Origin of the sequence: Aquimarina addita (assembly GCF_039539305.1) — a bacterium.
Classification (GTDB): domain Bacteria; phylum Bacteroidota; class Bacteroidia; order Flavobacteriales; family Flavobacteriaceae; genus Aquimarina; species Aquimarina addita.
This window is the reverse complement of record NZ_BAABCW010000016.1, coordinates 49,559-71,110: the sequence shown is the minus strand read 5'-3', so window position 1 is coordinate 71,110 and position 21,552 is coordinate 49,559. Positions and strand designations below refer to the sequence as shown.

15 protein-coding genes are annotated in these 21,552 nt (G+C 32.9%); 4 read left to right on the top strand and 11 right to left on the bottom strand.

Annotated features, from left to right (window positions below):
• Positions 1-62 precede the first annotated feature (62 nt).
• A complete protein-coding gene (locus ABD816_RS16820; RefSeq protein WP_344929356.1) occupies positions 63-605 on the top strand; it encodes an acyl-CoA thioesterase in 543 nt (180 codons plus the stop codon).
• A 62-nt stretch (positions 606-667) separates the two neighbouring features.
• On the top strand, positions 668-1,069 hold the full coding sequence (locus ABD816_RS16815; protein WP_344929355.1) for a hypothetical protein: 402 nt from the start codon (positions 668-670) through the stop codon (positions 1,067-1,069).
• A 16-nt stretch (positions 1,070-1,085) separates the two neighbouring features.
• Here ABD816_RS16815 and ABD816_RS16810 read toward each other — a convergent pair whose 3' ends face one another.
• The 8 genes from ABD816_RS16810 to rpmH all read right to left on the bottom strand — a co-directional run bounded on the left by ABD816_RS16810 (position 1,086) and on the right by rpmH (position 17,428).
• On the bottom strand, positions 1,086-4,439 hold the full coding sequence (locus ABD816_RS16810) for a VCBS repeat-containing protein (protein WP_344929354.1): 3,354 nt from the start codon (positions 4,437-4,439) through the stop codon (positions 1,086-1,088).
• A gap of 82 nt (positions 4,440-4,521) precedes the next feature.
• Positions 4,522-6,249 (bottom strand): RagB/SusD family nutrient uptake outer membrane protein, encoded by a 1,728-nt coding sequence (locus ABD816_RS16805; protein WP_344929353.1) that lies wholly within the window; start codon positions 6,247-6,249, stop codon positions 4,522-4,524.
• 63 nt (positions 6,250-6,312) lie between these two features.
• Positions 6,313-9,777 (bottom strand): TonB-dependent receptor, encoded by a 3,465-nt coding sequence (locus ABD816_RS16800; RefSeq protein ID WP_344929351.1) that lies wholly within the window; start codon positions 9,775-9,777, stop codon positions 6,313-6,315.
• 133 nt (positions 9,778-9,910) lie between these two features.
• A complete protein-coding gene (locus tag ABD816_RS16795) occupies positions 9,911-10,912 on the bottom strand; it encodes a FecR family protein (RefSeq protein ID WP_344929349.1) in 1,002 nt (333 codons plus the stop codon).
• Positions 10,913-11,067: 155 nt separating this feature from the next.
• Complete coding sequence (locus ABD816_RS16790) at positions 11,068-11,625, bottom strand: RNA polymerase sigma factor (protein ID WP_344929348.1); 558 nt, start codon at positions 11,623-11,625, stop codon at positions 11,068-11,070.
• A gap of 141 nt (positions 11,626-11,766) precedes the next feature.
• Positions 11,767-14,013: a glycoside hydrolase family 3 N-terminal domain-containing protein gene (locus tag ABD816_RS16785; RefSeq protein WP_344929346.1), complete on the bottom strand. Its 2,247-nt coding sequence runs from the start codon at positions 14,011-14,013 to the stop codon at positions 11,767-11,769.
• 298 nt (positions 14,014-14,311) lie between these two features.
• Entirely contained in the window at positions 14,312-17,164 is a 2,853-nt protein-coding gene (gene carB, locus ABD816_RS16780) for a carbamoyl-phosphate synthase large subunit (RefSeq protein WP_344929344.1), read from the bottom strand.
• A gap of 105 nt (positions 17,165-17,269) precedes the next feature.
• Positions 17,270-17,428, bottom strand: coding sequence for a 50S ribosomal protein L34 (gene rpmH, locus ABD816_RS16775; RefSeq protein ID WP_081414554.1), 159 nt, complete (start codon positions 17,426-17,428; stop codon positions 17,270-17,272).
• A 172-nt stretch (positions 17,429-17,600) separates the two neighbouring features.
• Between rpmH and ABD816_RS16770 the strand changes: the two genes are divergently transcribed.
• Both ABD816_RS16770 and ABD816_RS16765 read left to right on the top strand, forming a co-directional pair.
• Positions 17,601-18,116, top strand: coding sequence for a DUF2892 domain-containing protein (locus ABD816_RS16770; RefSeq protein WP_344929342.1), 516 nt, complete (start codon positions 17,601-17,603; stop codon positions 18,114-18,116).
• Between the two features lie 147 nt (positions 18,117-18,263).
• Positions 18,264-19,088, top strand: coding sequence for a TlpA family protein disulfide reductase (locus ABD816_RS16765; protein ID WP_344929340.1), 825 nt, complete (start codon positions 18,264-18,266; stop codon positions 19,086-19,088).
• A 31-nt stretch (positions 19,089-19,119) separates the two neighbouring features.
• Here the strand turns inward: ABD816_RS16765 and ABD816_RS16760 are convergent, their stop codons facing one another.
• The 3 genes from ABD816_RS16760 to ABD816_RS16750 all read right to left on the bottom strand — a co-directional run bounded on the left by ABD816_RS16760 (position 19,120) and on the right by ABD816_RS16750 (position 21,347).
• Positions 19,120-19,488, bottom strand: coding sequence for a sulfite exporter TauE/SafE family protein (locus tag ABD816_RS16760; protein ID WP_344929339.1), 369 nt, complete (start codon positions 19,486-19,488; stop codon positions 19,120-19,122).
• A gap of 120 nt (positions 19,489-19,608) precedes the next feature.
• Positions 19,609-20,556, bottom strand: coding sequence for a lytic transglycosylase domain-containing protein (locus ABD816_RS16755; protein ID WP_344929338.1), 948 nt, complete (start codon positions 20,554-20,556; stop codon positions 19,609-19,611).
• Positions 20,557-20,627: 71 nt separating this feature from the next.
• The gene (locus ABD816_RS16750) at positions 20,628-21,347 is read right to left on the bottom strand and encodes an alpha/beta hydrolase (RefSeq protein ID WP_344929336.1); all 720 of its coding nucleotides are present in this window, start codon (positions 21,345-21,347) and stop codon (positions 20,628-20,630) included.
• Between the last annotated feature and the right edge of the window lie 205 nt (positions 21,348-21,552).

Genomic DNA, 21,552 nt, shown 5'->3' with positions numbered 1-21,552 from the left:
ATTATATACTATTAAAAATATAGTATGTTTATAACATAAATGCATCAGTAACCATTTTAAGCATGAACCAATACAAAAAACCGTCTGAATCCCGTATTAGCATTTCAGAATTAATGCTTCCATCTCATTCTAATTTTAGCGGTAAAATACATGGAGGATATATTCTATCTTTAATGGATCAAATCGCTTTTGCTTGCGCTTCTAAACATTCTGAAACATATTGTGTCACTGCAAGTGTAGACAAGGTAGATTTCCTAAAACCTGTAGAAGTAGGCGAGCTGGTGACCATGAAAGCTTCTATAAACAACGTAGGTACCACTTCTATGGTAGTAGGTGTGCGTGTAGAAGCTGAAAATATAATGACAGGAAAAGTAAAACATTGCAACTCTAGTTATTTCACAATGGTTGCAAAGGATACAAATGGAAAAAGTGTAGAAGTACCTGGTCTCATTTTAGAAAATGAAACGGCTGTTAGACGATTTGTGAGAAGTATTTATCGTAAAGAAGAGATGAAAGTGCGACGGGATCGCTTTAAGTCTTCAGAATTCCAGCTAGAAACGCATCTGGAATTGCTAAAAAAACATAATGTAAAGGTAGATTTATAAGATCTTATATAATTATTTGAATATGCTCACGTTATCTATGCATATCGTAAAAAACAAAACATATGAAAACCTCTATCAATAATAGTCTTCTAATATTACTATCCTTATTTATGTTAAGTTGTGGTGATGATGACACTACTACAGAAGGAGGTGACGAAGGTGATGATGGACCTGTAGCAGAAATGAATCCGATTCCGGATCAGACCACATCTTTTGCGGCAAATATAGAGGTGATCATGACAGATCATTGTATTTCATGTCATGGGGCTACTCCTTCTAATGGGGCTCCAATGGCTTTGGTAACATTCGCACAAGTAGTAGAAGCTGTTGATAATAGAAATCTGCTAGATAGAATGGATAGAGAAGGATTTAATATTATGCCTCCAGAAACTAATGGAGGTAGATTATCTGATGCAACCATTCTTTTGGTTGATGACTGGATAGAAGATGGTTTATTAGAGTAACCGTTAACATAAAAATTTATAGTGTTGTCTTAATAGTATCATTAGCTACTTTCACAAATTGTAGGAAATCATTATTCTTAGCTGCAATAATAAAAGTATCATTTCCTACTTCTATTGGACGTAAATCCTTTACGTCACCTGGAATAAATAAGCCACTCTCTGTTGTGGGAACTGGATTAAAACTTCCGTTACTACTCCCCTTTAAGAAAAGTCCATATCCAGCATCATTTCTAGGAGTTTCTACCTCAGAGGCATATAAATTTCCAGCAATAACAGCATCCAGATGTCCATCTGCATTAAAATCATTTACAACAATTTGATTTATGGATGACATTTGTGCTTCTACAGGTAATTGATGTATCTCAAAAGAGTCTCCCTTATTCTCCAAATATACACTAGCAAATGACTTTACCTGATAATGCACTGCTGATTCCAGTGATTTTTCTGTATAAACATCTATCAATGAAGCCTCAGCAAAGCCTTCATAGTTTTTAAACTTTTGTTTGATGTTTGGTATCTGCTGTGATGAACATTCGCGCCCTCGAACAGGGTATTGCTTCCCTTCATTATAATAGCTTAATACAATATCATCCTTCTTATTCTTATCAAAATCATTGATATAGATATCAAATGTTTCCTCTTCTGTCGCTTTATATTTATAATTAAGTCCATTATTACCTACGATATAGTCCATATCACCATCATTATCAAAATCACCTTCCTCAATGCTCCACCACCATCCAGTAGTATCTGTGGTTAGTCCCATTGATTCTGAGACCTCTTCAAATCCTGAATGCGTATTTCTAAAGACACGAATAGGCATCCACTCACCTACTACAATAATATCCAACCACGAATCTTTATTATAATCAGTGATTACAGCGCTGGTAGCAAGACCTAATTCAGTAAATTCTTTGACCCAGGATGGAGTTACATTTTCAAAACGAGCATGTTCATTCTCTGTTACATTTTTAAGAATATAACTATCCGCCGGCTTAGGGTAGTTTCCTGGTACTTGTCGTCCTAAAACCAATATATCTTCTTTCCCGTCTTTATCAAAATCAGCATGATATACTCTGGAACCACTAGTCATCATCTCAGGCAATGTGGTTTCAGGCGATTTAGAAAAATTACCTTTCCCATCATTTATATATAATCGATCTTGCAATTGCGGAGCATTGGGAGTAAACTCATACCCTCCGCTTACCACATACAAATCATTATCTCCATCCTGATCAGCATCAAAAATCATGGCACCTGTATCTTCGGCATCTTTATCTTCTAATAAAACAGAAGATGATATTTCTTTAAAACCTTGGTCATTTTGATAAAAAAGTACTCCTGGATTTCCAGAAGATCCTCCTATATAATAATCATCTAAACCATCACCATTAAGATCTCCCACTACTAATGCAGGACCAAAAGAAGACATCTTATGAGGCAATAATACCTGAGTTTTAAAATCATCAAACTCATTTTCTTTATGACTAAAACTTGGAAAAAACTCTTCATTTTGTGAGGTAAACAAAGGAGCCGATTTACTTTCTTCTGGATTTTTCTCTACAATAGCTTCCGTATATTTAATTACTAATTTTTGATTAGCATCTATATCCTTAAAAACTTGAGTTTTCCCATCTGTCCATACTACTTTTAATTCCTCAATACTTTTTGATTGATTAATCCCAAAATTTAATTCTGGTGCTACAGATGACTGAAAACCACGAGATAATGTCAACTCTTGCATTTGTTTGTTTCCTCCTGCTTTTAAATACACTCGATTTCCCAACCCGTACTTATTCTTTTCTGTACCTTGAAATTGAATTTTAATATAATTGTTATTTTCTGAGTTTTTGTTTTCAAAAACAGAAGCTTTATCGTCGATATTATTAGTAATAATCTCTAAATCTCCATCATTATCTAAATCAGCATATACAGCTCCATTCGAAAATCCTTCATAACTTATACCCCAATCATTATTAGATTTCTCAAATGTAAGATCTCCTTTATTCTTATAAACATAGTTATCAATTTTTTCTGAAGGAATCTGATCACTTTTATACAACAAACTATCCCGTTTATATCTTGATTTAGAAAGTTTTATAAAATAATCCCGGTTATTAATTTCTTTTCGTGTACCATTAGAAATAAATAAATCTTTCCATCCATCATTATCTAAGTCTACAAAAAGCGGGCCCCAACTCCAATCCGTAGAGGAAACTCCGGCTAATCTAGAGATATTGCTAAAATTATAACTATTTAGACTATCATTCATTATACCGGTATTAAGTTGTAAACTGTTTTGCATATATTGATAATGAAAACCAGTATTAACTGCACCCCAGAAAACTGCTGGATTCATACTTGCCATATTAGCTTTAGCTCTGCGATTATTTTCTGCTGACATATCTACTTGAAAAACATCTAATAAGCCATCATTATTATAATCTGCAATATCAGTACCCATTCCATAAAATGAAGTATTCCTTGTTGCTAGTTTCAATGATTCTTTAAAAGTACCATCCTGATTATTGATAAAAAAATAATCAGGTGTACTAAAATCATTTGATACGTAAATATCAGGCCATCCGTCATTATTAACATCACCAATAGTGGCACTTAATGACAACCCAAAGGATCGAAGACCAGATGCATTCGTAACATCTGTAAACCGGGATCCATCATTACGATATAATTTATCAGTTTCCAGTTTATTAGGGTTATTCATTCTATTTCTATAATAGTTATTCGGAGAAGAAAAACTTGTTGGAGGGTAGTTAGCTACATATAGATCCAAATCACCATCAAGATCATAATCAAAAAATGTTCCTTGTACACTATTACTTTTATCATCAATACCTAGCTCCTTTGCTTTCTCTGTAAAAGTTCCATTACCATTATTGATATAACAAAGATTATTTTTTGGTTTGAATTTACCACCGATAGTACAATAAATATCTAAAAAACCATCACCATTAACATCTGCCATAGTTACTCCGGTAAACCATCTTTTATCTCCGCTTACACCAGCTTTATCAGTAATATCTTCAAAAGTCAAATCTCCTTTATTCAGATATAATTTATTAGACACCATATTACCTGTAAAATAGAGATCAATCAACCCATCATTATTAATATCACCAGCTGCTACTCCTCCACCCATATACAGGTAAGGATATGTAAAATAATTTAGTGAATCATTCTCTGTCAAATCATTTGAAAAATTAATTCCTGTCTTCTCGGCTGTTAACTGATTAAACAGTTTTGGAGTAGTGACATCAACCTTCTTTTGTTTATTACAGGAAACAAAAACACCTAAAAACAGCATAAATAAAATCGTATATACTTTCATCGATACATAAACTAATTTCATAAATATCGTAACTAAAACTTGTTAAAGCAAAAGAACAGCATCAAAATTGATACTGTCCTTTTATTAAAAAACAATTAAATTTTTAATTTTGTTCAAGAACCCCACCACTAAGATCAATTGCCGTTTGTGGTATTGGGTAGTATTCATCTCCCGCACCAAAAGAAGCACCAGATAAATGTACTCTCTTAGTAGATTCTACAGACAAATATGTATTCAGTTCACTTTGAGCTCTCCCCTGACGCACTAAATCAAAGAAACGATGACCTTCCATAGCTAATTCAATTCTCCTTTCAAAGTTTATAGCTTTTAATGCATACTCTTTATCTGGAAACGAAGGATATTCCTCAATCACGTAATTTGCTGCAGGCGTCTCTAGTACCTCTAATGTCACAGCATTTGTTTCAGGATCAACGATTCGATTAATCTCTTTTACAAAATCATCCGGATTAGAAGCTCTGTTTCTAACTTGATTTACATAAATCAATGCAGTGGCTAAATCACTCTCTTCTGCGGCCACTTCTGCAGCCCAAAGCAATACTTCTGAGTATCTAATGATATTAATATTAATTGCACTTACTGATAGTGTCCAAGCACTTGTAGAATTTGCTGTACCTGCTTGACTTTTGCGATAAACAGTCTTTTTCTGTAGATAAGGCCCTCCATTATTTGGGTCTCTAATCCATCGTTGACCAGGATGAACATCCCACCCTTGAAAATCAATTCCTCTTCTACCTACAGTCCAATCCAATCTTGGATCTAAATTACCCGTATATGGGGTAAAAGGATCATCAGAAGATATTCCCTGATCATTAGTTACATCTACATCATTAAATGTATCTAGTAACGGTAAGCCATCAGCATCTGTTTTAAAAGCATTTACTAAATTTTGTGAAGGTTGAAAAAAACCACAACAACCCGAACCAATATCGCTGGTCTGAGGAAAATTTAAAGCCTCACCCCAATTCCCCGTACTACCGTTACTACTTTCATCATCAGCAGCATGCTGAACTGCAAACACAGACTCTGCACTATTGCTTGTTTCAAAATTAAAGTTATCACTGTAAAATGCATTTAACGCATACGGTCCATTATTAATAACATCATTCAAAATAGGCTTTGCTGCTGCGAAATCAGATTGATACATATGTATTTTAGCAAGATATGATTTTGCTGTCCAGCTATTTACTCTTCCCATATCTGCTGCATTTTCACCTAAATTAGCAGCTGCAAATGCAAAATCTTCTTCGATTCTAGACCAAGAATCGATATCTACATTAGGCTGACTTTCTGTTACTGTTTCGTCAATAAAAGGGATATTATTCCACATTTTTTTTGCTTCAAAATGAAAATGTCCTCTAAGGAAACGTGCTTCCGCCTGTAAAACTGTTGCATCTTCTTCGTTTAAGTCTTCTGTTAATAAACCTTTTTCAATAGCAATCAATGCAGAATTACACCTTGCAATACCTTCAAAAACAGCTCTCCATTTATAATCCAAATAAGCACTGGTAGATAGTGGTGTATATTTTTCAACATTATTTATAGGTGCAGCATCCCCTGGTTCACTTCCTTTATAAGCGTTATCAGAAGCAACTTCTCCATAAATCCAGTTGGATGCTGCTGCACGCCAAACATCAGTATTATCTAAATTACCATCCAAAATCCCATAGGCTGCAACTATTTGAGTATTTATCCAGGCAGCATCAAATACGATAGCATCCGCACTAATGGAACCCTGCTGTGGTACATCAAGTTCGTCGCTGCACGAAGCCAAAACTCCAAATAACACGAATAATTTAATTAATTTTTTCATTAGGTTAATTTTTATTGTTTTTTATACATAATTTTTAAACTAAATTTTATAAAAAAATAGCTTTTAAAAAGTAGCGCTAAATCCAAATAATACAGATCTCGCTATAGGGTAAGCTCCTCTATCAACACCAATATCCAGATTATTACCTCCGTCAAAATCTTGCAAACTAATTTCCGGATCTAAACCATCATATTCAGTAAATGTTAAAAGGTTCTTCCCTTGGACATAAATTCTTAATTTATCCATACCTATTCTGTCAGTAAAATTAGCTGGTAGCGTATATCCAAACTGGATATTTTTTAATCTCACAAAAGAACCATCTTCTACAAATCGACTGGAAATAGCAGATTCAAGACCAATAATAGTCGAATCTGTAGTCAATGCCGGAGAAGAAGAGCCTGTATTTTCGGGAGTCCAAGAATTTACGTAATCCAGCGATTTTTGTCCTAAAAACACTCCTGTATCTGTGAAATATTTTGTAAAATTATAAATATCATTTCCTTGAGATCCCTGTACTAATAGGTTAATGTCAAAATTCTTATAATCAGCTTTGAAATTAAAACTGTAAGTAAAATCCGGATGAGGACTTCCTATAAAATCTCTATCTTTATCCTGATCAAAAACACCATCACCATCAACATCTACAAAATTTACTCTTCCATTTTCATCCAATCCATCTGTTACTAAGCCATAAAAAGAAGATAATGGTTGTCCCGCTTGGGTTCTAGTAACCGTTTGTCCAAAACTTTCCGCGCCTCCAATAAAAAGCTCTGGTCTTGAAGGGTCTAATTGCTCCACCTCATTTTTATAATGTGATATATTCAATTGAAAATCATAGGTGAATTCTCCCTGAGTAGTTTTTCCATACCCGATACCTAAATCAAATCCAGTATTATTTACTTTACCTAGGTTTTCAAAAATCGTATTAACATCTCCGAATACCGCAGGATCACCTGCCACTGCAAATAATACATCTTCAGTATCTGCAGTATACCAGTCAAATAAAATATTGAAATCATTAAATAAGGTTACATCAAAACCAAGATTTAATGTTTTTGTAGTTTCCCAGGTAATATCAGGATTTCCTCGATTTGCTAAATAGTTACCTCCTGCAGAACTACCATTACTATTAGGATAACTAAAGAAATCTAAATTAGAAATAAATTGATCCGCTGTTTGATTTGATGGAATATTATCATTTCCAAGTTCTCCATAACTAGCCTTTATTTTAAAATCGCTTACAGTATTAGAATCCTTTAAGAAATTTTCGTTAGAAACTCTCCATCCAGCACTAAAAGCAGGAAAGAAGCCCTTATTATTTTCTCCAATAAACTTACTCGATTGATCTTGACGAATCGTTACATTAAAAATATATCTATCATTAAGTTTATAATCTAATTTAGCAAAATTAGAATATAAAGTTCCGATATCTCCAAAACCAGAATTTGCAATACCACCTGTACCTAGATCAAGATAAAAGAAATTCTCAGGACCATTGTAAGGTAAATCAGTTCTAACACCAACTAATCCTTTATTTACATATCGATTGTATTCTACTCCGGCAAGCACATCAAACTCATGATTGCCAAACACTTTATTATAATTTAGGCTCGTTGTGGTAATTAATCTTGTACCGGTAAAATTAATTTCAGACAATGCATTATTTAACACTGCAGCTTCATTCTCTGGTGTAGGATAATTAAAAACTCTAAGTTCAGTGTGTATATAATCTAAACTTAAATTGGTTCTTGCTGTTAAACCATCAATAATGTCCAATTCTGCAAAAATATTACCCAAAGCTCTAAATCTGTTTTCTTGATTATCTCTGTTATTAATGGCCGTGGCAACTGGGTTAGCACCGTTTCCTAATCCTGGACTTCGTGTACCAGCAAAATTCCCCGCAACATCTCTTACTGGAATCAAAGGATGGATTCTATACAATTGACTAATTGGACCACCTACAACTTGATTATTTACAGCTTCTACCTTTTCAGAATAAGTAAAATTAAAATTCTCACCTAATCGAAATTTATTTCCAACCTCGTGTTGAGAATTTAATCGGGTATTGTATCTTCTAAAATTAGTTTCTAAACCAACTCCATCTTGGTCTAAAATACCTAACCCCCAATAATAATTTGAATTTTCTGAACCACCTTCCATACTCAAATTAGTATTTTGTACTACTGCTGCATTATAAAACTCATCAAACCAATCTGTTCCATTTTTATTAGCTCTTGTTATTCTATTCTCTTCTGTATATAAACTTTCATCAGCGGTTTGCGCTCCTGCAGGCGTAATATAATTTGGTAAAACCGGTGTAGCTCCATTTCCAAATTGTAGACTTGTTGGATTACTACCGTCAGTTATTGTGTTAAAATAAGCTTGCCAATCTGCATCTGCTAATTGTTGTGGTGAAGCTAGATCTGGAAAAGCACTTTTAGGAATATAATCTAGCCCTACATATGAATCTACATTAAATTTTGTAACTGAATTTTTTGCTCCTTTTTTTGTTTCAATTACGATAACTCCATTTGCCGCACGAACACCAAAAATTGATGCTGCAGAGGCATCTTTTAAAATCTGAATTGACTTAATATCACTAGGATTGATATCATTAAGATCTGCTGCAGACTGCGCTCCATCAATGATATATAAAGGATCATTACCATTTACTGTACCATAACCACGAATTCGTACTGCCGCTTTTCCACCAGGACCTCCTTCTGCTCCAACGGTTACACCAGTTGCTAATCCTTGTATAGCTTGTTCGATACTTACTGGACTAGTGGCACTTAATTCTTCGGAACTAACAACAGATACGGAACTAACAATATCTCTTGTTGATTTTGTACTATAACCTACTAAAATAACTTCGTCTAATGCAGCTGCATCTTCTACCAGAACAACATCGATTGATGCCTGTCCTGTATATACAATTTCTTGATTCGTAAAGCCAACATAAGAGAATACTATTGTTTCTCCATTTGCAACAGATAGTTCGTATTTACCATCAAAATCAGTTTGAGTACCTCTACTAGTATCTTTAATAAGAACACTTGCTCCAGGTAAAGGAAGACCGCCAGCCGTGACAACACCACTTACCGAATTCTGTACTGGTTTTTCAACCATAGAAATCGTTTTCGTAATTACTTGTTTTTTTGATTTTGTAATTACGATTTGTCTGTCAATTATTTTATAAGCAAGATCTGTCTTTAAGAAGGCTTTATCTAAAATTTGATTAACCGTAGACTGTTGAAGGTTAATCGACAGTTTTTGATCTTTTCTTATAATATTATCATTATAAAAAAAGATAAATTCACTCTGCGAATGAATTTGTTCGAATAAATCTTCGAGACTTCCATTTTTTAGATCAACGTCTAACTTAGTTTGTGAATACGAATTATTAGCATAAGCGCTTGTTAATCCGAAACACAAAAATAACATAAAAACTCTCATCATAATGGTTAACAACAAATTGGAGGTCTCTTTTTCGTAGATAAAAGACTGCCAGTTAGCTTTTTTATTCATAATTTTGTTTTTGATTTAGTTTAATATTGCTTTAACGGTACTATTTACGATCACTTCGTCAGAAAATGTTGCAGCATTTTCTGACTTTTTTTGTGATACATTTGTCATATCTAATTATATCATATAGTTATTTTTAGTTGATTACAATTTTTCTGTCTACTATCTTGTACTTCAAATCCGAAGTTTCTTTAATAACATCTAATACTTTTTCAATAGTATCTTTAAGATCAAGATGCCCTGAGAATGTCTGTTCATTCAATTCTTGATTATCAACAGCAATCTCAATATTATAATATCTTGATAGTTTTTTCAGGATTCCGTCTAATCTTTGTTTCTTAAGAATAAATTTACCATCTCTCCAGGACATATACTTGGCTACATCTACTCTCTTACTGGACAATTTCTCATTTACATTATCATACATTGCTAATGTGCCAGGGATAATTCTAAGTTTGGATTTACCTAAAAAGGAATTTGCCGAATACTGTATTTCTACACTTCCTCTCTCTAATGCAGTGCTGGTATACTTATCATCATCATAACTACTCACATTAAATACGGTACCCAGAACTTTCACATCATAATCACTGGTTTTTACATAAAATGGCTGTTCCTTATTATGGGTAACATCAAAAATAGCTTCTCCCATTAAGTAGACCTCTCTTACATCACCATTAAAAACGACTGGATATGTAAGTTTTGAACCAGAATTTAACCAAACTTTTGTTCCTTCTGATAGCGTAATTTTAGTACGTTTACCATAAGGTACGATAATCGTATTATATTTACTTTCCGAATTCTGTGTAACTTTTTCAGAACCATTAATTTGAACCGATGCTCCTGAACTAGAATAGGTAATATTTGATGTCTTTTCTTCAATATGAATTGCTTCATCATTGCTTAATACCAGCTGCACATCCTCGTCATTTGTAATTGTTAAATCTGTAGCATTCACATATTTCTCAATTTCTGAGTCAGTATCAATAAACCCTGTGTAAGGAATTATAAAAAAAACGATTGCTGCAGCTGCAGCTGTCAAAATTGTAATATTTCTCCTCTTTTTTTTCAAGCGATAGGTAACAACGGACTTTTTAATCCGATACTTCAAAAAATATTTTTCTTCTTCTGTTAACATTTGGGGAGGTATCTATTTTTTTTCAAATACTTGTTACATTTCGTTTATTATTCAAACACTAAAATGATTAAATAAAACAGAACATATGTATGATTATTAATAAAGAGATAAGAAAAGCGGATGCATAGACAAAAAAAGATACTTTTTTTTAATAATTATTTAACTTCTATCTCATTACGCATTTTTTTTACCGCTCGGTAGATAAGCGTTCGAACAGATTCTATTGAAATTCCTAAGATAACGGCAATTTCCTCATAAGATCTTTCTTCATAAAACTTTAAAGAAACTCCTCTTCTTTGCTTTTTAGAAAGACAGGTAAATGCAGCAGAAACTTTAGTTGCAATTTCTGAAGAGTTTTCATCTTGAATCATTGACTCTTCGATTGATTGACAGACCGATGCAAGCTTATCCGTTTTATCATTTGAGGAAAACAAAGTTAATTTAGACTTATATTTTTTATTCACCTTTCTCTTTAGTGATTTAAAGAGATAAAATTTTACATTATCAACATCTGATAATTTTTTTCTGTATTTATATATATCCAAAAATAAGTCATGAATACAGTCCTTTACATAATTAGTATCTGTGGTATACTGAATCCCAAATGAATAAAGAATATCTACATATTGATCGTACAGTGAGTTAAAAGCTTCTAAGTCTCCTAGTTTAACTTTTTTCCACAAAATAGAGTCTGTAGAGGTTTTGGATTGCATTCGATGTAATTTGTGTGTTTACTATTTAATATTATAAAGCCCTAATATTATTTTGCATAAATTTAACATAATTATTTAATATTAGACAAAAAAATCTATTTTAAATATTAAAATGATTATAATCTATAGGAAACACTAGTATTACATCACTTTTTCAAGTTCAAATTTCTTTGTCAATCCACCAATATTTACCTCAAACTCTCCAAACTCAGCAATCCATTTATTATGTTCATCAACAAATTTGAGATCATCTATATCTATTTCAAAAGAAACTTTTTTCATTTCTCCTGGTTGTAACTCAATTTTTTTAAAACCTTGCAGTCTCTTCACTTCTGGGGTAATACTTGAATACATATCGCTTAGATATAACTGAACTACTTCTTTTCCTTTTCTGGTTCCTGTATTCTGAACTTCTACGGTTATATTAATTGTGTGACCTCTCTCAATAAAAACTTTGTCCAAAATTAAATTTTTATAAGAAAACGTGGTATAAGAAAGTCCATAACCAAACTCGTACTGAGGAAAATAACTTTTTTGATAACCAGAAATATCATTTTGCTCATCATCTCCTAAATTTTCTGTCGATTTCCTATTATACTTTTCTAAAGAATTAACATATCGAGGATAATTATAAGGTAATTTCCCACTAGGGTTAATAGTTCCGTAAACAATATCCACAAGCGCTCTACCCCCTTCGTTTCCGGAAAGATAGCATTGTACAACTGCATCCATTTTATCTTCAAATTCACTAATAATTCTTGGTCTGCCCTCATTGAGTACCAAAATAACAGGCTTGTTTAATTTTGCTAGTGCCAACGCCAATTTTATTTGAGGTTTGGTTATTGTTAAATCATTAATATCACCTGGAGTCTCTGTATAGTTATGTTCTCCCAAGCATAAAATTATATAAGACGCTTGTCTTGCAAGAGAAACTGCTTTAGCAATATTAATTTCTTTAGAAATAGAAACTCCAGGTGTATAGAGCACATTTTTATCCCCAATCTTTTCCTTAAAAGCTTCTAAAATTGTTAATTTATCGTTAGCATATAGATCACTCTGATCTCCTTGCCAAGTATAAGACCACCCACCATTAAGATATTTCATACTATTCGCTGTAGGTCCCGTGATCAAGATTTTTTTTCCTTTTTCTAATGGTAATATATCTTCATTGTTTTTCAACAAAGTAATGGATTCTGAAGCTGCAATGTATGATAAAGCAATAGAGGAGTCAGATCCAAAATCAGGATAATCAACAGGATCAGTGACTGCTGTTCTAAATAAATCTAATTCATATTTCATTCTTAAAATCCTACCTACTGCATCATTGATTCGAGACATGGGCACTTCTCCATCATTGACCAGAGACAACAATTCTTCTGCAAAAGCATAGTTATAAGGCACCATACTCATATCAATCCCTGCTAACACTGCTTTTTTAACAGCTTCACGCATAGATGATGCTACTTTATGCCTTGTGTGTAAAAAAACAATATCATCCCAATCAGTAATCACTACCCCTTTAAACCCCAGTTCATTTTTTAAAATCGTTGTAATCATTTTTTTACTGGCATGTACCGGAACTCCATTTATTTCTCCAGAGCTAATCATTACACTTTTTGCACCTGCATCTATACTTTTTTTAAAAATAGGTAAATCATATTGCCTTAGTATTCTTTCTGGAATTAGGCTGGGAGTTCTGTCTTTACCTGTCGTTGTACTCCCATACCCAATAAAATGTTTGATACAAGTGGCTACTTTATTATAACTACCAATGTCCTCTCCTTGAAAACCTTTTACCATTGCAACTCCCATTTGAGAAGATAGATATGTATCTTCTCCAAAAGATTCCCACATTCTAGACCAAACCGGACTTCTAGGCAAATCAAGATCTGGTGAAAAGACCCAAGGAATAGAAGAAGCTCTTGTTTCATAAGCCGAAACTACAGCGCACTTTTCTACTAATTCTGGATCCCAGGTAGCAGCTAAACCAATTTGTTGAGGAAATAAAACTGCACCATTTGTATAACTTGCTCCATGAATAGCATCTATGCCGTACACTATTGGAATTTTTTTGTCCGTTTTATTTGTTTCATCTAAAATTCTCATTAAAATTTCGTTCCATCGTTTTGGTGTTGGAGCTCCCGGATTTGGTACATTTAAGATAGAACCTATTTTATATTTCTGAATAGCCTCCTTTAGTTTAATACTATCTAAAACTCCAGGGTTTCCTTCTTCTTCTAAAGCTGTGATTGTAATCTGAGTCATTTGACCAATTTTCTCTTCTATTGTCATAGCAGTTAAAAGCTTTGCTACTTTTGCATCAATAGGATCAGAGAAAACGGAAACAGGTTCTTTTTCATCCTCCTTATTTTGAACACAGGAAGACATTATAAGTAGAGATAAAGATATAATCAAAAAGAATCTATTATGTAACATAGGTCAAAAAGGAATAGGTTATTAAGCTCCTCATACACACAAATAACTAGGTAATATAAGTACTATATTAAAAGCATAAAAAAGTAAAAGTATAGACATTATTAGCTTGATTTTTTCCCTTTCCATAAATCAAAAATTAGTATAGATCATTATTAAAATAGCGAAAGCTCAGTAACAATTGATTACTGAGCTTTCGCTATTTTTCTTAAAAAAGAAGAAGTAAAAACTACTTCTTCTTTTAACTCTGATTCTATTTACTTAAGTACATCTTACGTCTGGAGTACAAGTCATAAAACTGATCATCTTTAAGGTCATCTATAAACAAAATACTTTCTCCTGTACTCTTCATCTCCGGACCTAATTTTTTATTTACGTTAGGAAATTTATTGAAAGAAAATACAGGTTGTTTTATTGCATAACCATTTAAGTGTGGATTAAAGTCAAAATCAGTTACTTTCTTTTCGCCCAGCATTACTTTTGTAGCATAGTTAACATAAGGCTCACCATATGCTTTTGCTATAAAAGGTACGGTTCTGGATGCTCTGGGATTAGCTTCAATAATATATACAATATCGTTTTTGATGGCAAATTGTATATTAATCAATCCTACTGTATTGAGCGCTAATGCAATTTTCTGAGTGTGATCTTTTATTTGCTGCATAACGAACTCACCCAGATTAAATGGCGGCAAAGTGGCATTAGAATCTCCAGAATGAATTCCACAAGGTTCAATATGCTCCATGATACCTATAATATAAACATTTTCTCCATCACATATAGCATCAGCTTCAGCCTCTATAGCACCATCCAGATAATGATCCAGTAGTAATTTATTATTAGGCATTTTACTCAATAAATCTACCACATGCTCCTCTAGCTCCTGTTTATTAATTACAATCTTCATTCCCTGACCTCCTAATACGTAAGACGGGCGAACTAATATTGGAAAATCTAATTTATCAGCAACTTTTAGCGCTTCATCTGCCGTTTCTGCTATATCAAACTCAGGATACGGAATATTATTTTCTTTTAATAAACTGGAAAAGCTACCTCTATCTTCAGCTAAATCCAAAGCCTGATAGCTAGTTCCCATAATTTTTATACCATATCGATCTAGTTTTTCAGCTAACTTCAAGGCTGTCTGTCCTCCAAGCTGCACAATTACACCTTCTGGTTTTTCGTGACGTATAATATCATATATATGTTCCCAAAAAACAGGTTCAAAATATAGTTTATCCGCCGTATCAAAATCTGTAGATACTGTTTCCGGATTACAATTAATCATAATAGTCTCATAGCCACATTCTGCTGATGCTAATACTCCGTGAACACAGCAATAATCAAATTCAATACCTTGTCCAATACGATTAGGTCCTGATCCGAGTACTACTATTTTCTTTTTATCTGTAACCTTACTTTCATTCTCTACATACACCGTACCATCAGGTGTTTCTATTTCTGCTTCAAAAGTAGAATAGAAATAAGGGGTCATGGCTTTAAATTCTGCGGCGCAGGTATCTACCAACTTGTATACACGATTAACACCAAGTTCATCTCTTTTGGTATATACTTCACTTTCATAACAACCTACCATATGAGCAATCTGTCGATCTGCAAATCCTTTTTGTTTTGCTTCTAATAACAAATCTTTGGTTAAGGATTGTATCGTATAAGTAGAAATTTCTTTTTCTAAGAAATATAATTCTTCATATTGCTTAAGAAACCACATATCGATCTTAGTAATCTCATGGATTCTACTTAATGGAATCCCCATTTGGATCGCATCATAAATTACAAATACTCTATCCCAACTGGCATAGGTAAGCTTCTCAATGATTTGATCATAATCTTTATAACCTTTGCCATCAGCACCTAATCCATTTCGCTTAATCTCAAGAGATTGTGTTGCTTTATGTAATGCTTCCTGAAAAGAACGACCAATCCCCATCACCTCACCTACTGATTTCATCTGCAGACCTAGTGTTCTATCTGATCCCTCAAACTTATCAAAGTTCCATCTTGGAATTTTCACAATTACATAATCCAATGTTGGTTCAAACAGTGCCGAAGTTGATTTTGTTATCTGATTATCTAATTCATCGAGTGTATAACCAATCGCTAATTTAGCAGCTATCTTTGCTATAGGGTACCCCGTTGCTTTTGATGCTAAAGCAGAGGAACGTGAAACACGAGGATTAATTTCTATTGCAATAATGTCTTCTTTTTCATCTGGACTCACCGCAAATTGTACATTACACCCTCCTGCAAAATCTCCTATGCTACGCATCATATGAATTGCCATATCACGCATTCGCTGAAAGGCTTTATCACTTAATGTCATTGCAGGAGCAACTGTAATTGAGTCTCCTGTATGAATCCCCATAGGATCCATATTTTCAATAGTACAGATTATAACCACATTATCATTATCATCTCTAAGAAGCTCTAATTCATATTCTTTCCACCCGATGAGTGCTTTATCAATCATCACCTCATGGATAGGAGAAATTTCAAGCCCACGTGTCAACAACTCATCAAAATCCTCTTCTTTGAACACAAAAGATGCACCTGCTCCACCCAGCGTATATGATGCTCTAATTACCAAAGGAAAACCATACTCCTGAGCTATTTCTTTTCCTTTCAGATATGAACCTGCTCTCGATTGAGGTGCCATTGGAATTCCAATATCATGCATTAAATTCTTAAACTTCTCTCTGTCTTCTGTTATATTAATAGCATCAATGTCAACACCAATAATTTCTACATCAAAATCCTTCCAGATACCTTTTTCATCCGCCTCAATACATAAGTTTAAAGCTGTCTGCCCACCCATCGTCGGTAATACAGCGTCTATTTGCGGATGCTCTTTTAAAATCTCAATAATAGACTTAGTATTCAATGGTTTTAGATACACATGATCAGCCATAGAAGGATCAGTCATTATTGTTGCGGGATTAGAATTGATCAAAATCGTTTCTATTCCATCTTCATGTAGAGATCTTAAAGCTTGTGTACCTGAATAATCAAACTCACAGGCTTGTCCAATTACGATTGGACCAGATCCGATGATCAATATACTTTTGAGTTTTTGGTTTTTTGGCATTTTAATGTTGGTTTTGAAATTTTATAAAAGTTTTGAAACGACGAGATATAAAAAAAGGCGTTACTCATAAAAGTAACACCTTAATATTTTTAAACCACTACATCATTAGTGCTTATGTCTTAATTCTGAAGAAACAGATAGTTTTTTTCTTCCTTTAGCTCTTCTACGAGCTAACACCTTTCTACCATTAGCAGAAGCCATACGCTCTCTAAAACCGTGTTTGTTTTTTCTCTTTCTCTTCGATGGTTGAAACGTTCTTTTCATTGCTATCTATAATTTATAAAATCTTCTTGAAATATCTATATTAATTTTCAAGGACACTCTCCTCAAAACTGCGGGCAAATATACAAAGAGTTTTTACTTTGACAAACCTAATTATCAAATTATTTTTAATTGTTTTTATTACCTTTGCCGCGATAAAAAAACAACACATTTCATGTATAATAAAAATTTTAAACTAATAATTGCAGCAATAATTGTTGGATTAGCCATCTGGCAAATGATAGAAGGGTATATAGGTAATGGCATCATGCTTTTATTATTATCATTATTTTTTGTCTTCCTTTATTTTAAAAATGAATTTATTCTTCTTTCATTTAATAAGATGCGTAAGCAAGACTTTGATGGTGCAAAAAAATGGTTAGACAAAATTAAAGATCCCGAAACTGCACTTACTACAAAGCAACAGGGGTTTTATAATTTTTTATTAGGTACAATATCATCTCAAACTAACATCACTCAAGCAGAGAAATATTTTAAAAAAGCGATCAAGCTGGGGTTATCAATGGATCAATATCTTGCAGTTGCTAAACTTAACTTAGCAGGATTTGCGATGACAAAAAGACGCAAGAGAGAAGCACAAAGCTTGCTTACCGAAGCTAAGAAATTGGATAAAAACAATATGCTTACTGAACAAATAAAAATGATGAAGCAACAAATGAAAAAGATCTAGGCACACTAATTGCTATTATAATTACGTTATTTAGTAGTTTGCAGATCAGTCAGTTTTTAATTTGTTAAGGGAAAACAAGGTTTTACAAGGCTAAAACTGTTATTTTTAAGTACTTTATAGTACATTAGCTACCGTAATTAAATTGTAATGAAGAAAATATTAGTTGTAGGGATACTCTTTTTATATATGAGCAGTGCATTTGCACAGCCAGAAACAAAAATACCTTTTTCAGTTGCTATAGCGGCACATATTCATAAATATAACCTTAAAAGTAACGCTGCTTTTAAGGATCAGGACTTAGAATATGCTAAGTTCCTCTTCGACTCATTAGTCGATAATCATCTTACTGGTACCTACATGGATAATTTTAAAATGAATCCATTAAAAGGAGATCCTATCACTTTTAAGGAATTTGAAAAACCAGTATTCCTTATTTCTTATGCTACCTGGTGTGTTCCTGGTGATGGTGAGATTCCTGCATTAAATGATTTAGTAGACCAGTTTCATGATCAGATTGATTTTATTGTTCTATTTTGGAATTCTAAGGAGGATGTTAATGAAAAAGTTAAAGAGTATAGTGATAACGTCCAATTATTATATGTCAATGAAAAATCGAATCAGGATTCTTATATCATAAACAATCTTAAACACGCACTTGGTTTCCCTATGATGTATTTCATGAATACTGATAAGAAAATATTAGATATTCGAAAAGTAGCCACGCATCATTCTAGTGAAACCCTCAGTAACTCATATACTATTCATTATAACTCTTTATCTAAGGGAGTTTCTCTTCTAATAGCAGATCTGGATGCAAACCCTCCTGTTAGCGAAACAAATGATTCTGATGAGGAAAATGACAAACCAAAAAAAGGTAAAAAAGATAATAGAACGGATGAAGAGCGTGCTATTGATGAAGAATATGAGCGTTATCAACGTGAAAAAGATTCCATCAAAAGTAATCCCAACTAACACTCTGTTGTATTGATCAGACAGAAGATTTCTATTTACTAAAAATCATTTTTAGCGCCACTATTAAAAGAACACCTCCAAATATTTTCTTTAACAATCCCTGATTAATAGAGATTGCAAACTTACTACCTATATATCCACCAACAATAAAGGTAATCGCAATGATCAAAGCAAATTTCCAATTTACGTACCCTTCCTTATAATAATTAAATGCTGCTAATAAAGTCACTGGGATAGATAATACAGCAAGGCTTGTACCCTGTGCTTCGTGTTGTGAAAATCCAACCCACAAGATTAAAAGAGGTATCATAACTACACTACCTCCAATCCCCATAATTCCGCTTAGAAAACCAGCAAGAATACCAATAAAAATTAATGAAAAAACTGTAAATATATCCATCCTACAATTTTACAACAATTGAAGAAGTTTTGCTTAATAAATTATTAGTATTCTAAAAAACAAGTTGCTATTGCATATTTATTATGACATATACCAAATTCTAAATAAGAGTTTTAAAAGCTATTGTCCTACTCCTGATGTATAATATCCAGCTTTGGGTATTTTTATAAAATATTCTTTTCCCGAAGAATTATTAAGATTGGTTTCTCTTAACCATGGATTATGAATTTTTAAAATCTTGTAATTAATACCATGCTTAGCAGCAAATTCATTAAAATCCGGAATAGGCTCCTCAACTAATACATTGAAAGTAGGTACATCTTTATACAAGTCAGCTTCATTAAAATTAAACCCGTATTTTTTTGGATTACTTAGTATTTCCTTCAAAGCAATAATTCTAAAAACATATCTACCAGTTTCCTGCCCTAGTAAAAGATCGTAATAAGAAGTAGCTTTTTGTCTTGTCAATTGCTTATTAATTCCTCCACTTCCTGCGTTATACGCTGCGGCAGCTAATGTCCAACTACCAAAACGTTCTTTAGCAGCTTTTAAGTATTTACAAGCAACAACAGTTGATTTTTCAATATGATATCGTTCATCTACATTTTCATTTACTTCTAAACCATACTCTTTTCCTGTAGCCTTCATAATTTGCCAAAAACCTGTAGCCTTTGCAGGCGAAACAGCTTGTGTTAAACCACTTTCAATAACCGCTAAATATTTAAAATCTTCTGGAACTTCCTGTTCTTTCAAAATAGCTTCTATCATCGGAAAATACTTGTGAGCTCGTTTAAAAATTAACAAACCATTAGATTGCCAATATGTATTTACCAATAATTCTCTATCCATACGCTCGCTAATATCTGGATTTTCTACAGGTACTAATTCTCCAGCAAAATTAAGATTAGCGGGCATGGGAACCGCATACACATTATAGTCATTGATCAATTTTTCTTCTAACACTTCTTGCTGAGCAGGCTTCTGTATTTCCTCCTGCGTGGCATTTACAAGAATACTAAATGTGAATAACACACCTAAAAAAACTAAAACTCCTTTTATTACTTTCATTATGTAGGTAAATTTTGTTGGGGAACTATTTCTAATTCCACAAAATACATAAAATATCGGATTAATGACAACTATTCTTCAATTATTTCTGGTAAATGTGCATTAAACCACTTAGCACGATTAACAATCATAACATGGGTTCCATTTTTTACCTTAATACAATTCTCTATATTTTGTATCGGAAAAATAATGTCTTTATCACCGTGTATATGAACGATCCCTTCGATCACCTCCTCCTGATCCCAACACACAATATTCTTAATTGACCAATCAAGATAATTTTTATCATTAACCGACAAATATCTTTGATACATGACGGCTCGTTTTTTTGCAAAATCTCCAAAAGCAAGCTTTTCCCAATTATCAATTTTAGAGATAATAAACGTTGGTAATATTTTATAAGCTTTAATTTTACCCATCACTTTTAAACGACTGGGTAATTCATGCTTACTTTTAATACTAGAAATAATAATTAGCTTTTTAACATCAAGAAACCTACTCATTTCCTGAGCAACGATACCACCAAAGGAAACACCTATGAGTACACAGTTTTCATGAAAAACCTCTTTACACATCCGCTTAGCATAAACCTGGATATTTTCATCTTTAATCGGAATTTTCCATGGTATTGTATGCACTTGATATTTATCATTAGGAAGATTTATATATTCAAAAATTGAAACATCAGCGGCCATACCTGGCACAAAATAAACATGGGTAACTTCCTCCATCATAGGTATTTTAACATCATTTTTAGCATTTAAAATGCTAATTTTCTTATCTTTGCACATCAAAATTATAGGAATAGTTTTGTAGAAAAAAGTAATTGGGGAATTAAATTAGTAGAAATAAATTTTTATTTAACGAATCTTAACTATACATAAATTACAAACGTTTTTTAAATAGATTATATTTTAGCAATCTACTTGTTAAAGTGAAAGGTTAATTAGTATGGTAAAAATACAATAGAGATTTCCCATCTTAAAATTTAGTAAC

What these genes read in the sequence shown, in the direction of transcription:
- ABD816_RS16770 (WP_344929342.1), top strand. Translation starts at nt 17,601, where the DNA reads ATGTATAATAAAAATTTTAAACTAATAATTGCAGCAATAATTGTTGGA.
- ABD816_RS16805 (WP_344929353.1), bottom strand. Translation starts at nt 6,249, where the DNA reads ATGAAAAAATTAATTAAATTATTCGTGTTATTTGGAGTTTTGGCTTCG.
- ABD816_RS16795 (WP_344929349.1), bottom strand. Translation starts at nt 10,912, where the DNA reads ATGTTAACAGAAGAAGAAAAATATTTTTTGAAGTATCGGATTAAAAAG.
- ABD816_RS16815 (WP_344929355.1), top strand. Translation starts at nt 668, where the DNA reads ATGAAAACCTCTATCAATAATAGTCTTCTAATATTACTATCCTTATTT.
- rpmH (WP_081414554.1), bottom strand. Translation starts at nt 17,428, where the DNA reads ATGAAAAGAACGTTTCAACCATCGAAGAGAAAGAGAAAAAACAAACAC.
- carB (WP_344929344.1), bottom strand. Translation starts at nt 17,164, where the DNA reads ATGCCAAAAAACCAAAAACTCAAAAGTATATTGATCATCGGATCTGGT.
- ABD816_RS16760 (WP_344929339.1), bottom strand. Translation starts at nt 19,488, where the DNA reads ATGGATATATTTACAGTTTTTTCATTAATTTTTATTGGTATTCTTGCT.
- ABD816_RS16820 (WP_344929356.1), top strand. Translation starts at nt 63, where the DNA reads ATGAACCAATACAAAAAACCGTCTGAATCCCGTATTAGCATTTCAGAA.
- ABD816_RS16810 (WP_344929354.1), bottom strand. Translation starts at nt 4,439, where the DNA reads ATGAAATTAGTTTATGTATCGATGAAAGTATATACGATTTTATTTATG.
- ABD816_RS16785 (WP_344929346.1), bottom strand. Translation starts at nt 14,013, where the DNA reads ATGTCTTCCTGTGTTCAAAATAAGGAGGATGAAAAAGAACCTGTTTCC.
- ABD816_RS16765 (WP_344929340.1), top strand. Translation starts at nt 18,264, where the DNA reads ATGAAGAAAATATTAGTTGTAGGGATACTCTTTTTATATATGAGCAGT.
- ABD816_RS16800 (WP_344929351.1), bottom strand. Translation starts at nt 9,777, where the DNA reads ATGAATAAAAAAGCTAACTGGCAGTCTTTTATCTACGAAAAAGAGACC.
- ABD816_RS16750 (WP_344929336.1), bottom strand. Translation starts at nt 21,347, where the DNA reads ATGTGCAAAGATAAGAAAATTAGCATTTTAAATGCTAAAAATGATGTT.
- ABD816_RS16755 (WP_344929338.1), bottom strand. Translation starts at nt 20,556, where the DNA reads ATGAAAGTAATAAAAGGAGTTTTAGTTTTTTTAGGTGTGTTATTCACA.
- ABD816_RS16790 (WP_344929348.1), bottom strand. Translation starts at nt 11,625, where the DNA reads ATGCAATCCAAAACCTCTACAGACTCTATTTTGTGGAAAAAAGTTAAA.